General features: G+C 44.1%; 12 protein-coding genes. 7 read left to right on the forward strand and 5 right to left on the reverse strand.

Annotated features, from left to right (window positions below):
- The first annotated feature begins 179 nt into the window (after nt 1-179).
- Nucleotides 180-782 carry a TetR/AcrR family transcriptional regulator gene (locus AC19MV_RS14945; RefSeq protein ID WP_498308561.1) on the forward strand — a complete coding sequence of 201 codons (603 nt, stop codon included), beginning with the start codon at nt 180-182 and terminating at the stop codon, nt 780-782.
- 87 nt (nt 783-869) lie between these two features.
- Here the strand turns inward: AC19MV_RS14945 and AC19MV_RS14950 are convergent, their stop codons facing one another.
- Nucleotides 870-1,613 carry a DUF1499 domain-containing protein gene (locus AC19MV_RS14950; RefSeq protein WP_498308563.1) on the reverse strand — a complete coding sequence of 248 codons (744 nt, stop codon included), beginning with the start codon at nt 1,611-1,613 and terminating at the stop codon, nt 870-872.
- Between the two features lie 215 nt (nt 1,614-1,828).
- Here AC19MV_RS14950 and AC19MV_RS14955 point away from each other — a divergent pair, with 215 nt between their 5' ends.
- Complete coding sequence (locus AC19MV_RS14955; RefSeq protein ID WP_498308565.1) at nt 1,829-2,320, forward strand: DUF2798 domain-containing protein; 492 nt, start codon at nt 1,829-1,831, stop codon at nt 2,318-2,320.
- A gap of 34 nt (nt 2,321-2,354) precedes the next feature.
- Nucleotides 2,355-2,651, forward strand: coding sequence for a DUF3861 domain-containing protein (locus tag AC19MV_RS14960; RefSeq protein ID WP_432400928.1), 297 nt, complete (start codon nt 2,355-2,357; stop codon nt 2,649-2,651).
- Between the two features lie 54 nt (nt 2,652-2,705).
- Here AC19MV_RS14960 and norR read toward each other — a convergent pair whose 3' ends face one another.
- Nucleotides 2,706-4,286 carry a nitric oxide reductase transcriptional regulator NorR gene (norR, locus tag AC19MV_RS14965; protein WP_498308567.1) on the reverse strand — a complete coding sequence of 527 codons (1,581 nt, stop codon included), beginning with the start codon at nt 4,284-4,286 and terminating at the stop codon, nt 2,706-2,708.
- A gap of 184 nt (nt 4,287-4,470) precedes the next feature.
- Here norR and hmpA point away from each other — a divergent pair, with 184 nt between their 5' ends.
- Nucleotides 4,471-5,652 (forward strand): NO-inducible flavohemoprotein, encoded by a 1,182-nt coding sequence (gene hmpA / locus AC19MV_RS14970; protein WP_498308569.1) that lies wholly within the window; start codon nt 4,471-4,473, stop codon nt 5,650-5,652.
- Nucleotides 5,653-5,753: 101 nt separating this feature from the next.
- Here hmpA and AC19MV_RS14975 read toward each other — a convergent pair whose 3' ends face one another.
- Nucleotides 5,754-6,503 (reverse strand): single-stranded DNA-binding protein, encoded by a 750-nt coding sequence (locus AC19MV_RS14975; protein WP_432400922.1) that lies wholly within the window; start codon nt 6,501-6,503, stop codon nt 5,754-5,756.
- Nucleotides 6,504-6,573: 70 nt separating this feature from the next.
- On the reverse strand, nt 6,574-7,950 hold the full coding sequence (locus AC19MV_RS14980) for an MFS transporter (protein WP_432400920.1): 1,377 nt from the start codon (nt 7,948-7,950) through the stop codon (nt 6,574-6,576).
- A gap of 246 nt (nt 7,951-8,196) precedes the next feature.
- Between AC19MV_RS14980 and uvrA the strand changes: the two genes are divergently transcribed.
- The 3 genes from uvrA (at nt 8,197) to AC19MV_RS14995 (ending at nt 14,230) form a co-directional block, all read left to right on the forward strand.
- Nucleotides 8,197-11,061 carry an excinuclease ABC subunit UvrA gene (gene uvrA, locus AC19MV_RS14985; protein WP_498308571.1) on the forward strand — a complete coding sequence of 955 codons (2,865 nt, stop codon included), beginning with the start codon at nt 8,197-8,199 and terminating at the stop codon, nt 11,059-11,061.
- Between the two features lie 50 nt (nt 11,062-11,111).
- Complete coding sequence (locus AC19MV_RS14990; protein WP_498308573.1) at nt 11,112-12,083, forward strand: M28 family peptidase; 972 nt, start codon at nt 11,112-11,114, stop codon at nt 12,081-12,083.
- 254 nt (nt 12,084-12,337) lie between these two features.
- A complete protein-coding gene (locus AC19MV_RS14995) occupies nt 12,338-14,230 on the forward strand; it encodes a DEAD/DEAH box helicase (RefSeq protein WP_498298722.1) in 1,893 nt (630 codons plus the stop codon).
- Between the two features lie 375 nt (nt 14,231-14,605).
- On the opposite strand, the gene AC19MV_RS15000 is transcribed toward AC19MV_RS14995, so the two are convergent.
- Entirely contained in the window at nt 14,606-15,574 is a 969-nt protein-coding gene (locus tag AC19MV_RS15000) for a DMT family transporter (RefSeq protein WP_498308575.1), read from the reverse strand.
- Between the last annotated feature and the right edge of the window lie 39 nt (nt 15,575-15,613).

A 15,613-nucleotide genomic window follows, 5' to 3' on the forward strand; every position in this document is an offset into this window, starting at 1 on the left:
ATTATCATATAATTAAACCATACCTAATAAAGTGATTGATTTTATAATTGTGCTCTTATTTAGGCTGCACTAATTCTAATTATTTGACTTAGGGCACAACTAACTACCCCTAAAAATGATATATAATAGGAAGGTGTCTACATTGAAATAGAGCAATAATATACTATTGACGAGGTTATATGGCTGCTGGAAGAAAAAAGGAGTTTGACGAAGACAAAGTTCTTGTTTCTGCTATGAAGGTATTTTGGCAGAAAGGATACGTAGGGACTTCTATGAGTGATCTCACAGATCAAATGGGTATCAAAAAACAAAGCCTTTACAGTGCTTTTGGTAATAAAGAGCAGCTTTTTATCAAAGCAACTGATTTATACCTTAGCAATAGAGAAGCACATAACTTCAGCCTCCTAAAGCAAGAAAACACCTCTTTGAGTGAAAGAGTGATGAACTGTATGATGTCTATTTTGATACGCCAGTGCGATTCAAGTGAACACAAGGGCTGCTTTATCACATTATGCCAGTCGGACTTAGATAGTGAAGCCATGCCGGCTGAAGCAACTCAGAAATTAGTAGATTCAGACAATGACATTATAAAAATGTGGCTAGACTTATTTTCAACCGATCCGGAATCTATAGCATTAGGCCTTGATAAACGCGCTGAAGAATGCGCTATATGCATTTTTACAACACTAAAAGGTACTGCTTGTATGTCTAGAATCAATATGACTTCAAATAGCCTAACCTGTGTCATAACCAACTGCCTGAAAAATATAGGCTTACATTAGAATACTTACACATAAGTGTCCTTTTTAAAGCCTTTTGACAGTATATTTTTTATTATTCGACTTTAATCTATCATCAAAAAACCTCTATTATTCAGTGAATTTATGGCTAAACTCTTGAATACGCTTTGCATTTACACCCGCATCGCCAATGCCGATACGTGACACACTGCGTAAATCAATGCGGCTACCCTGCTCTGAACTCGTCACAACGACAACAATATCGTCAGCAAAATTGAAAAATGGCGTTCTCGCTGTAGCTTCAAAACGCAGTGTTTGCGGTTGTTGATCCACAATAATCCAGTCCATTTCGTTGGCGACACTGAGTGCTTTTTTAAACGCCGCATCGGTACTTAACTCCGACATAATAGGCTTTATATAAGGAAAGGCTTTTAGCTGCTGCGCAGCAATTTCAGCCCCGCCATAAACTAAAGTATTTTTAGCTTCGATACGGCTGTCGGATAAAAACATAAATTGCGGCGGTGCATCAGTATCTGTCGTAATATCATGAATAGGAGGGTACTTTACCGGCTCGATAATAAGCCCCTTCAACATGGGCGACAACATCGCAATCCCCAACGATAATGCTACTACTGACTTTGCAGTGCCTCGGGCTATAGGGCTGTCAGTCTTAATCATCATACCGCTGACTAAACTGATTAGCGCCAATGCCACCACTATATATCCGAGCACATTGTGATATTTACGGCTCGCAATAAAGCCCGTTATTGGGTCCCACAGTCCCATCGACGAACCAAAAATCATCACACCAGCCGCGATGACCGCAACCAATGCAACGACCAACGCAATATGACTAACAACATTTTTTTGCATCACACTCATCCTTTAGAAATGGTCAATTTATTCAATTGATATTGACCAGAGTTTATTGAAAAAAATTTCTATTAGCACATAAAAATATCTCCAACTATAAGCAATCGATTTAAATATCAACACAACAACCAAACTAGTTGACATAATCAACAATATTGAATATAGTTGACTAAATCAACCTAATTCATTTCCATTTTAATCACTTGAGAAACAAAATGCATGTACAACCCGTTATGCCATTAACCCAAGTAGGCCCAACGAAAACCCCGATCATTTATAAAGTGCTAGTGATGTTTGCGATGATGACCATCATGGGCGGTTCACTCATTGGTTTAATGACCTATATCAACATCGGATATAGCGAGATGTTTTTCAATGATTGGTTAACATCATTCCTATTTGCAGCAGTAACCGTGATGCCTGCGGGATTTATCTTAATGGCTTTGTTAACTCAAATTGTTGAAAAGTGGCTACCTGATACCAGCGAGAAAAAGCGCAACATTATTGTCGGGCTGTTTATGGCACTGACGATGGAGTCTGCAATGGCCTTATCGACTTCGATTAATAATATTGGCTTTAACAGTTATTCTGCACTGTTTAGCCACTGGCTTGATGCCCTACTCGCCGCGCTGCCTTTAGGCTTAACGTTAATGGTCATTACATCATTAACCATCAAACCTAAAATTGAACGATTTTTAAAAAGTTAACTTGTTTACCCATAAACTTATTGAGGAATTCACCATGAGCAAAGAAAACCAATATCGAATTACCGTCGAGCAAATTAATCCAGATAACGAAGCCGCTCAACCATTACAGTTTGAATTCCAAGACCGAGAAGATCTGTTTAAACTCGTTGAGAACCTTAAAAAAGGCAGTGGACTCCCGGAGTCAGAAGCCACTATCTTAAGTGTTGGTTTACGTTTGTTAGGCCCATTAATGATGCAAAACCGTAAACACCCGCTGTTTATCGATTTTATGCCGCACTTTAAAACATTTATGCAAAACTTAAAAACCACCATTAAAAGTGCACTGAGTTAATCGTTCATTATTTATGGCTAAATACCCAGTATTGAACACTATACCCCCACGGGTTTATACCAACATAAACCCTGCATTGGGGTCTATATCCAAACGGCGCATGGTACGAATGAGGTTGCTTCGGTCAAGTTTTAACGTTCTGGCTACCGCAGCCAAATTACCGCGTTCTTTAACTAATATCGCTTGAATAATTTGGCGCTGATACTCATCGGTTGCATCGCGTAGCCCGTAAATTTCGGCATCTGCTAATGCAATTGATGAAGGATGATCAACGCTGTGCGTTGTAACTAACTCTGATGTAACTTCAGGTTGATGTGCAGCAAACTCCATCCCAAGATGCGCACAATTAATGCTAATAATGCTGGCAAGACGACCTTGCTCGCTTATTGCCCTTAATGCTGCCCGACTCAAAAGATGCTCTAACTCACGTACATTTCCAGGCCAATCATATTGCATAAGCTGTTCGATTGCCGTTTGCTGTAATCTCAGTTTGGCGACGCCCAATTGATGCTGACTTTTTTCTAAGAAATATCCAGCCAGTAAAATAGCGTCTTTACCGCGTTCACGTAAGGGCGGCACAGGCAAAGGATAAACACTCAAACGATGATACAAATCAGCCCTAAAACGTCCTTCTTTCACTTCTTGCTGTAAATGGCGATTGGTTGCCGCAACAATCCTAACATCGACCACAATAATCTTGTCGCTGCCAACACGTTGGATCTCGCCATTTTGCAGCGCCCGCAATAACTTAGCCTGTACGGCTAACGGCAACTCACCCACTTCATCTAAAAATAACGTGCCACCATCGGCCAGTTCAAAACGGCCACAGCGATCATTCACCGCCCCAGAAAACGCCCCTTTTACATGACCAAACAATTCACTTTCTACAATGCTTTCAGGTAATGCGGCGCAATTAATTTGCACTAAAGGCTGTAAATTACGCCGTGATTGTTGGTGAATACTCTTCGCGACTAACTCTTTACCCACGCCGGTTTCACCGGTAATCAACACCGACAAATCACTACTGGCGACAGTATCGATGTCGGCTTGTAATGCGTTTATAGCCGCACTCTTACCAATAATCGTTGAGGGGCCAAGGGTTGCCTGAGCAACTTGATGACTTTGCTCAATTTTGGCCTCAAGTGCTTCAATATATTCGCTGGTTTTAATCGCCGCGGCCACCCCAGCAATATACGCTCGGGTTTCTGTAGGATTAAGTGCATCAAAACTGCCCGCCTGCATCGCATCGAGGGTGAGTACGCCCCACACTTTGCCATCAACATAAATAGTGCTACCCATACAGTCATGTACGTGTAACTGCTCACTGCCGTCGTCCACCAAGCCGTCATAAGGATCGGCTAGGCTAGAGTCGGCATCAAAACGCGTAATGTGTGGGCTGGCGAGTATTTGTTGTAATCGCGGATGATGATAAATAGAAAACTGCCGAGCAAGCGCTTCTTGTTTGAGCCCAACAACCGCGACTGGCACCAAATAATCTTGCTTGAGTTTTAATAACGCCACGGCATCACAAGGAATAGCGCGTTGAATCGCTTTAATAAGTCGTAAATAACGTTCCGATTTAGCCAGATCGCGATTTAAATCTTCTACAATATCAATGAAAGGAGAAATATTCATAGCAAGTCAAATTAACCTAATTTAGGTTAATTTGACACACTTAATGATCTAGGTCAATTTAACCTTTAACTATATTACCGTATATAAAACAATTAGATAAATATTGGCACGTTATGTGTAATACGAGAGTATCGCAGATAAATAATTGAAGTTTATCGCAATTTAATCCCAGAAGGACTCATCAATGTTAGACACTGCAACCGTACAAATTATTAAAGCCACAGTGCCAGCACTGCAAATTTACGCTAATGACATCACTAGCCATTTTTATCCTTTATTGTTTGCTCAGCACCCTGAAGTGCTGCCGTTTTTTAATCAAACTAACCAAGGTAAAGGCACCCAGCCTAAAGCATTAGCGAACGCAGTAATTGCCTATGGCGCCAATATTGATGAACTCGGTAACTTAAGCGACGCTGTGAGCAAAATTGTACAAAAACATGTTGCATTAGGTATTTTACCTGAGCAATACGACGCAGTGGGCAGCTGCTTATTACAAGCAATTAAAGCCGTATTAGGTGATGCCGCCACAGATGAAGTGATTGATGCATGGGCCAAAGCATACGGCCAATTAGCCAATATCTTGATTGCTGCAGAAGAGTCTATTTACACGGCCAACGAGCAAAAAGAAGGTAGCTGGCGCGGCGAGCGTGAGTTCATTTTAGTGAAGCGTGAAGATGAAAGTTCACTGATCACCTCATTTTACTTTCAGCCTTTTGATAACCAAGGCTTACCCGATTTTGAAGCGGGACAATTTCTAACCATCGTGTTTGACGACATTGATGGTATTTCAATGCGACGTAACTACAGCTTGTCTGATGCAGCAGGCAAAGATTACCTCAGAATTAGCGTGAAACGAGAGCCAAATGGCATAGTATCCAGCCATTTACATAATAATATTCAACTTGGTGATAAAGTGAAGTTACGCGCACCAAGCGGTGACTTTACCTTACGTAAAAATGCAAAACCATTAGTGTTGCTCACTGGTGGCGTCGGTATTACGCCCGCCATCAGCATGCTCAATACAGCAGCAGGTTCTGGCCGTGATATTCGCTTTATTCATGCCGCGATTAACAGCGACGTGCACGCCTTTAAGCACCATGTAGATACTCTTGCCGCTACCAATAGCAACATTACACCACTATACATTTACAGCCAGCCACAAGCGCATTGCCAACCGCATGCCACTGGGTTTATTGACGCCTCAATCATTGAAGCGCAATTACCGGCAGACCGCGATGTTGAGTTTTATTTACTCGGCCCTGTTGGGTTTATGAAAGCCGCTTTAGCTATCGCCACTAGCCTAGGTGTACCAGCAAGCCAGATTCATTATGAATTCTTTGGCCCTGCGGAATCATTAACCGCTTAACAGAGCCACAGCATCACCCTTTGAGCTGAGCGACGAGAGATCAAAAAAGCCCTGACATGACTGTCAGGGCTTTTTGTTAATTCGCTGCTCTAAATCGTGAATTAGAACGGAATATCGTCATCCCAACCTTCATCCAAATCTGGAGTAAAGTTTTGTGCAGGCTGTGGCGCTGGGCGTTGAGCCGGTGCATTTTGTGGTTGGAAGTTACCTTGTGGAGCCGCTGCAGGCTTAGGCGCATAAGCAGGCGCTTGTTGCGCTGGAGCTGGCTGCTGATATCCACCTTGTTGGCCCGCATTTGACTGGCCCTGGTAAGTGTTGGTATTGCCAGCCGGTGCAGCTTGGTTATACTGCGGACGTGGAGCAGGTGCTGCGCCTGGTGCAGCTGGAGCTGGACGAGACTGCTGACCCATGCTTTGCTGACCTTGGCTTGGGTTTTGGTTGTACTGACTTTGACCTTGACCCTGGCTTTGATTGTACTGACCTTGACCACCAGCGTTATCGCCACCCGCATTGCGACCGTCTAGCATTTGCATTTCCATCGCATTGATTTCGGTTTTGTAACGGTCTTGACCGGTTGCTTGGTCTTGCCACTTACTGGTCTGCAATTTACCTTCTAGGTAAACCTTAGAGCCTTTCTTTAAATACTCACCCGCAATTTCAGCAAGACGACGGTACATAACAATATTGTGCCATTCAGTGCGCTCTTGCACTTGACCTTGTTGGTCTTTCCACGACTCACTTGTCGCTATTGTAAAGTTGGCTACGGCATTGCCGTTTGGCATGTAACGAACCTCAGGATCTTTACCTAAGTTACCGACCAAAATCACTTTATTCACACCACGACTAGCCATCGAAATCTCCTGAGATTTTTATCTGTTTACTTTATCTGAATTTATTTTATCTGAATTCTAACGAAATGATCTACACGACCTGTTGCACAGAGCCTAACACAGCTCGGGCTTCGCTTAAATTGAATTTATCATCGGCCTTTAAATAAGCGACCTTCTCTTCAAGCACCACAATGGCTTCAACTACACCTGCCAATTGCGATAATTCGGTGGCCATAATTTGAGCATCATTTTTATCTTTTATATTAGCTTCAAGGGTATAGCTTTTTAATAACACCGGTTTTTGCATACCAATCGTTAATAACAGCCACACAAACATCAGCCCTAATGCGACAAAAAACACCCCAGAAGCACCCACTAATTGATAAGCACCACCGCCTAACATACCACCACAAAATGCACCTAAAAATTGGCTAGTTGAATACACGCCCATCGCTGAGCCTTTTTCACCGACAGGGCAAAATTTTGCAATTAAACTCGGTAACGAGGCTTCTAGATAATTGAAGCCAGTAAAAAACAACACAATTGCCGCACTTAACATCCAAATGTTATCAGCAAAAACCCCCATAATGGCCAATGAAAGCATCATAATCACTAATGATAACTGGAACATCGTTTTAGTGTTGTTACGCTTAACGCCAATGATGATTAACGGCACCATTAAAAAGAATGCGCCGACAAATGCAGGGAAATACAGCATCCAATGTTTTTCTTTGACCAAACCGGCATCCACTAAATCTAGCGGTAACGCAACAAACACCGCGGTTAATACCAAATGCAGAATGAAAATACCGGCGTCTAAACGAAACAGCTGCGGGTCTAGCAACATACGTTTTAATTTAGTTGGGGTGGCAACAGTGTCACCTTTTGGCGCTTGAGTAATTGGGTTAGGTACAAAAAACTGCACGATTAACATACCTAATACTGCCAACACGGCGGTTAGAAAAAACAACCCCGTTAAACCCATATATTGCGCCACAATTGGCCCAACTAATAACGACAGCGCAAACGAGAATCCGATACACATGCCAATCACGGCCATGACTTTCGTGCGTTGTTCGTCGCGGGTTAAGTCGGCGGCTAAGGCTAATACGGCGGCGGCAATCGCGCCCATACCTTGTACTGCGCGGCCAAATACCACACCGTAAATATGATCAGATGAGGCAGCAATCAAACTACCAATGGCAAATAACACCAAACCGCCTAAAATAATCGGTTTGCGGCCATACTTGTCTGACAAAATCCCCATTGGAATTTGCAACACTGCCTGAGTCAGTCCATAAGCACCAATAGCAATACCCACCCATAACGGTGAAAAGCCCTCTAGGTGCTGACCATACAAGGCGAAGACAGGCATGATCATAAACAGCCCCATCATTCGTAAACCAAACACACTGGCTAACGAAAAAGCGACCTTTTTTTCCATACCCGACAGTCCATTACTGGCCATGCAATTGCCCTTCGAAAAATGATTCAATAAAATGATTAGCTGCGCATATTATCACAGCGCCATAAATTAGCTCAAAAGGAAATCGTAGTTTGCGACCTATGCTTCATTTAGTTCATCATTTACTAATCTTAATCTTCGTTTACTGCGTATTTAAAACATCATTCATAACAAAATTGATCAACAGCCACTTAGTAATGTATGCGATACTGATCATCGTTTTGTTTACACCAGTCATAGAGCGAATAGATGGATAAAATTGAAATACGCGGTGCCCGAACCCACAATCTAAAAAACATCAATCTAACAATTCCACGTGACAAACTTATTGTTATTACTGGATTATCTGGTTCTGGAAAATCATCATTAGCCTTCGATACCTTGTATGCAGAAGGCCAGCGTCGTTACGTAGAATCCTTGTCGGCTTATGCGCGTCAGTTCTTGAGTATGATGGAAAAACCCGATGTCGATCATATCGAAGGCTTAAGCCCAGCGATTTCAATTGAGCAAAAATCGACTTCGCATAATCCACGTTCTACCGTGGGCACGATTACCGAAATCTACGATTATTTACGCCTATTATTTGCCCGCGTGGGTGAGCCTCGCTGCCCAACGCATAATTTACCCTTGTCGGCACAAACGGTCAGCCAGATGGTCGATAAAGTCTTAGCCATGCCGCAAGACAGTCGTCAAATGTTACTGGCGCCAGTAGTCAACGACCGTAAAGGTGAGCACGTTAAACTGCTTGAAAGTTTGTCGGCCCAAGGCTACATCCGCGCCCGTATTGACGGCGAAGTGTGTGACTTAACCGATCCACCAACCTTAGATTTACACATAAAACACACGATTGAAGTGGTTGTTGACCGCTTTAAAGTGCGTGATGACATTAAACAGCGTTTAGCTGAGTCGTTCGAAACCGCATTAGAACTCTCTGGCGGCATAGCCAAAATCGCTAGCATGGAAGACTCAAGTACCGAAGAGTTAGTCTTTTCGGCTAACTTTGCTTGCCCGCACTGTGGCTATTCAATGGCCGAGCTTGAACCACGCATTTTCTCGTTCAACAATCCAGCTGGTGCGTGCCAAACCTGTGATGGCCTGGGCGTACAACAATTTTTTGACCCAGACCGCGTCATCACCAACGATGAATTATCATTAGCTGGCGGTGCCGTTAGAGGCTGGGACAGACGCAATTTTTACTATTTCCAAATGCTCAGTTCATTGGCAGAACATTACAAATTTGATGTTGAAAAGCCGTTTGCCGAACTCAGTGATAAAGTGAAAAAGATTGTCTTGTACGGCTCAGGCAAACAGAATATTGCCTTTAAGTACATTAACGATCGCGGTGATGTGGTGGTGCGTAACCACCCATTTGAAGGCATTTTAAATAACATGGACCGCCGCTACCGTGAAACCGAAAGCAATTCGGTACGCGACGAGTTGTCTAAGTTTATTAATATGCAGCCTTGTAATAGCTGTGGCGGATCACGCCTTCGTGAAGAAGCACGCAATGTATTTATTGGCGAACTTAATTTACCGCAATTAACTACCTGGTCGATTGGCGAAACTAAAGAGTATTTTGATACTGTTGAATTTGAAGGCCAGCGCGCACAAATTGCTGAAAAAATCTTAAAAGAAATCAGTCAACGCCTGGGCTTCTTAGTCAATGTCGGACTTAACTATTTAAGCTTGTCACGTTCTGCCGAAACTCTGTCTGGTGGAGAAGCTCAGCGTATTCGCTTAGCCAGCCAAATTGGTGCAGGGCTTGTGGGCGTGATGTACGTATTAGATGAACCTTCTATTGGTTTACATCAACGCGACAACGAACGCTTACTGCAAACCCTTATCCACCTACGAGATTTAGGCAATACCGTCATTGTGGTCGAACACGATGAAGATGCTATTCGCCTCGCTGACCATGTTATCGATATCGGTCCTGGTGCTGGCGTGCATGGCGGCGAAGTAATTTGTGACGGCACATTGGAAGACATTCTTAACTGTGAAGAGTCAGTGACGGGTCAATATATTTCCGGCAAAAAGCAAATTCACATCAGTGACGAACGCACCCCAATCGACCCTAAAAAAGTCATTGAACTATTTGGTGCCTCAGGCAACAACTTAAGAGATGTAGACTTAACCATTCCGATTGGTCTATTTACGTGTGTTACTGGCGTATCAGGCTCAGGTAAATCGACCTTAATTAACGACACCTTCTTTAAAATTGCCCATCGCATGCTCAACGGCGCCACGGTCGATGAACCCGCACCGTATAAAAGCATTAAAGGCATGGAGCAATGTGACAAGGTTGTCGACATCGACCAAAGTCCTATCGGCCGCACCCCACGCTCAAACCCTGCCACTTATACTGGCATTTTTACACCTATACGTGAGTTATTTGCCGGCACGCAAGAATCACGCACTCGTGGTTACCTTGTGGGACGTTTCTCGTTTAACGTTAAAGGCGGTCGTTGTGAAGCCTGCCAAGGTGATGGCTTAATTAAAGTGGAAATGCACTTTTTACCTGACGTGTATGTCCCTTGTGATTCATGTAAAGGAAAGCGCTATAACCGCGAAACCTTAGAAGTGAAATACAAAGGTAAAAACATTCACGAAGTGCTGCAAATGACGGTTGAAGATGCGCGTAGTTATTTTGATGCCATACCCTCCATCGCACGTAAGTTACAAACCTTAATCGACGTGGGTTTGTCTTACATTCGCTTGGGACAAAGTGCGACCACCTTATCTGGCGGTGAAGCGCAGCGGGTTAAACTGGCTAAAGAGTTATCTAAACGCGACACGGGTAAAACCTTGTACATATTAGATGAACCGACCACAGGCCTTCACTTTGCAGACATTCAGCTATTGTTAGATGTATTGCATCGCTTAAAGTCACATGGCAATACCGTTGTGGTGATTGAGCATAATTTAGATGTGATTAAAACTGCAGACTGGATTATCGACCTAGGCCCAGAAGGCGGCGCTGGCGGCGGTATGATTTTGGCGGCTGGCAGCCCTGAAGATGTCGCCGAGCACCCAGAGTCGCATACCGCTCGATTCTTAAAGCCAATGCTTGCTATTCATAAGCAGCGTGCAAAAAAAGCCAAAGCGAAAAAGTAACGCCATAATCGGCAACCTAGCCACTTAATCACCCAGAGGAGAATACAAATATGTTGCAATCTCTTATGTGTTATCGAGTGGCAGGGTTGCTGTTATTGACCAGTTTTATAGGCGGCTGCAGCGCAAGCTTGCCCGAATGTTCATCTGAGCTAATCTCTTCATGGCCTGAAGCAAAACAACAAATCAACCAAGATATAATCCAGCTGACCTCTGCCGAATTTCAAGGGCGCAAAACGGCCACCGCAGGCTCAAAAGCCGCGCAAACATTTTTAATAGCACGCTTTAATCAACTTGGGCTTAAGCCTTGGCAAGCCGAGTTTGCGATACCTTTTACTTTTGATTATCAATTCTCAACCATGACGGGCACTAATTTAGTCGCCACCATTCCCGCAAAAATACCATCACGTCGCTGGCGCATCATTACTGCCCATTACGATCATTTAGGCCAAAAAGGCGATGAGTTTTTTCCGGGTGCAGATGATAACGCTTCAGGGGTAGCGGGTATGCTCGCAATAGCCCAACGCTGGCAACAACATGCACCTGTAGATGATATTAACTTGATGTTGGTCGCAACCGATGCTGAAGAACCCGGATTGTTTGGCAGCGATGCGTTAGTGAAGTTATTGAAACACGATCCCACTATAGAAGTGGAGTTAAGCGTTAATCTTGACATGATTGGCCACCCAGACCGACGTCGAGCCATATACATGGAAGGCGAAAAAAATCTCGCTCAACTTTCACAAGTCCAACAGCAATTAATGCAACAAACACAATTGTGCATTCGTACACATCGCAGAAATTTACTCAGCGGGCGGTTAAATAAAACAGATTGGTTACGAGCCTCAGATCATTATCCGTTTCACAAAGCAGGCTATAAATGGGTGTATTTTGGCGTGCCACCACATGTGCAATACCACACCATAAATGACACGGCTGACACCCTTGATATCGACTTTATTGTTGCCGTGGCCGAAACCGTGTATCAGATGTTAAGCATTGATAAATTGACTGTGATCCCATAAAACATATCATAAACCGCAACAAGTGTTCACTTTTCAATCGATTAGCAAGTGCCATAAATCAAGAATCAGGCCAATCTTGACTATTAATAGCCAAATTAAGGTTTATTTTCAGTTTTTACGTGGTCAAATCGCATACTTGCTGCTATAATACGCCCCCTTATCGGCGCGGGAAATCGACACGGGGTTGATTTTCTGTCTGTGAAACTTTAGCACGAGCTTCCGAACTTCGTGCGCATCCACAAGGCTACAACTCAATGTCATCCAATGAAAGAACTTTCCGCGAACTCGGCCTGTCTGAGTATTTGTTGCGTTCACTTGACGAGCTTGGTTATGAAAAACCAACGCCAATTCAGTCTGCTAGTATCGACCCGCTTATGGCTGGTAAAGATATTATCGGTCAAGCGCAAACCGGTACCGGTAAAACAGGTGCTTTTGCCCTGCCTTTACTAAACAAAATCGACATGAAAATCAATGCTCCACAGATTTTAGTGTTGGCTCCAACTCGTGAACTAGCCGTTCAGGTTGCTGAAGCTTTTGGTAGCTATGCAAAACACATGAAAGGCTTCCACGTACTGCCGATTTACGGTGGTCAAAGCATGCAACAACAGTTAAACGCCCTTAAGCGTGGCCCACAAGTGATTGTTGGTACACCAGGTCGTGTAATGGATCACATGCGTCGTGGCACACTTAAATTAGACTCATTAAAAGCATTAGTGCTTGATGAAGCTGATGAAATGTTAAAAATGGGCTTCATCGACGATATCGAATGGGTATTAGAGCACAAGCCTGCTGACAGCCAACTTGCATTATTCTCGGCAACTATGCCAGAGCAAATCAAGCGTGTAGCAGCTAAGCATTTGAACGACCCTATTAACATCAGCATTGCTGCCAGCCACACAACGGTAGAGTCTATTGACCAACGTTATGTGCAAGTATCACAACACAACAAACTTGAAGCGTTAGTTCGCGTATTAGAAGTTGAAAATACTGAAGGTATTATCATTTTCGTACGTACACGTAATAGCTGTGTTGAATTAGCAGAAAAATTAGAAGCACGCGGTTATGCATCATCACCACTACACGGTGACATGAACCAGCAAGCACGTGAACGTGCTGTTGATCAACTAAAACGCGGCAAGCTAGACATTTTAATCGCGACTGACGTTGCGGCACGTGGTTTGGACGTTGAGCGTATCGGCCACGTTGTAAACTACGATATTCCTTATGATTCAGAAGCGTATGTACACCGTATCGGTCGTACAGGTCGTGCTGGTCGTACTGGTATGGCAATTTTGTTTGTAACCAACCGTGAAATGCGTATGTTACGCACTATCGAACGCGCTACAAACAGCCGTATTTCGCCAATGAAAGTGCCTAGCCCTGAATCAGTTGCAGAGCGTCGTTTATCTCGTTTAGGCGAGCAAATCCAAGAAACCATCAATGGCGACTTAGATTTCATGAAAAACGCAGTAGCTGAATTATGCCAACAGCTTGAAGTTGATACAGACTTACTTGCAGCGGCATTGTTACAACAAGTACAGCAAGAGCGTCCATTACAATTACCAACCATTACTGAACGTCAACGTGATTCACGTGACGAGCGCAGTGATCGTGGTAGCGACCGCGGTGACCGTAACAGCGATCGTGGCGACCGTCCACGTCGTGAACGTAGCGAACGCGGCGATCGTAGCAGCCGTCCAGCACCAACCAGCTTTGGTAGTGCAGACACCCTAAAAGATAACCCAGACGTTAAAATGAACCGTTATGTTATCGATGTGGGTCGTGAAAATGGCGTTGGAGTAGGTAACATTGTTGGTGCTATTGCTAACGAAGCTAACATCGATAGCCGTTTCATTGGTCAAATCCAATTATTCGACCAAGTGACCACAGTTGACTTACCAGACGGAATGCCAAAAGACATCCTTGCTCACCTAAGAAAGGTGCGTGTATGTGGTCGTCCTTTGAACATCCGTGAAGCTGGCGATGAAGTATTTGCAGACTCAGGCCGTGGTGCTCCACGTAAACCTCGCAGTGACCGTCCTCGTGGTGATCGTCCACGTGGTGACCGTCCTGCTGGTGACCGCCCAGCCGGCGATCGTCCTGCAAGTGTTGAACGTCGTCCACGTAAGCCACGTGACAACGGTTAATCATTCAGCTGAATGACACAAAAAATGGAGCCTAAGGGCTCCATTTTTGTTTTCAGTTTTTAATAATAAAGACTCTAGAGCGCTACGCTGCTAGGTTCTAGAATATTAGAGCGCTTGTTATCATTTCTAGCAGGACGTAGTCCGTCCTAGCAGCGAAGCGACCCTAGCAGGACGCAGTCCGCCCTAGTAGCAAAGCGACCCTAGCAGGACGTAGTCCGCCCTAGTAGCAAAGCGACCCTAGCAGGACGTAGTCCGTCCTAGCAGCGAAGCGACCCTAGCAGGACGCAGTCCGCCCTAGCAGCGAAGCGACCCTAGCAGGACGCAGTCCGCCCTAGCAGCGAAGCGACCCTAGTGATAATCCATTGCACCTAAATGTTACAGCACCGTCCTGAATGCTTTAGCCTGCTTGCGCTTTTGATACATAGGAACGATTTGCACCAAAAAGACTGCACACACAATCAGCACTATTCCCATAAATGACAAGCCATCGATATTGGCACTGCTAAATACCCCGCTCCACCAGCCTAAACTGACGACTATTTCTGTGGCGGTAAAACTCAATACCGGCGTTAACGACAACATTGCACTGACTTGTGCGGTTGGCCAATAATGTAAAGCTTGACCAAAACAACCATACGCTATCAAAGTATTGGCGCCGCAAAATAGCACTATCCACCATTGATCGAATGTCATGGTTTCAAACTGACTAAAATCACTGAAGGGCGCCATAAGCACAATGCCTAATGCATAGATAAATAACAGCACATTACTCGGCGACAGACGTTGGCTCACCGACTTTTGTAATAAGGCATAGCTGGTCCACGACATCACTGAAAACTGCACAATCATAATGCCAATTAACACTTGATGATCGCTCGCCTGATTAACATCAAGTTGCGGATGAAAAAACATCAGCATCCCCAATCCAAGCGTCGCAAAACAACTTAATTGAAACGCATTAAAACGTTCTTTAAAGAATAACACCCCGCCAAATGCCAAGAAAAATGGCGCGGTTTGAAAGTTAAGCTGCGCAGTGCCTGGAGCTAAATACCCCAACGAATAGACAAACGACACGTAATTGCACATCAGCAATACACCAGCCAATGTGAGTTTGAGCCATATTGCCCGGGGTAAATCCACAAATTGGCGTAGCGCCCCGATTTTCCATTGAATAACCAACGTCACAACGAGAGCCATAACAAACCGAAACCAGGTCAACGTCACTGGTGTAATAAATCCACCAGACAACTTTAATGCTATAGGCAAAATACCCCAGAAAAATACGGCTATAGAAACAAATATCAATCCTAAACGGGCATTCGCGCTTTGTTGTTCACTGTTCACGTTGGTTTATCCATTACATCATTAAGGCGTGAATTTTGC

This window comes from Shewanella sp. MF05913 (genome assembly GCF_059758095.1).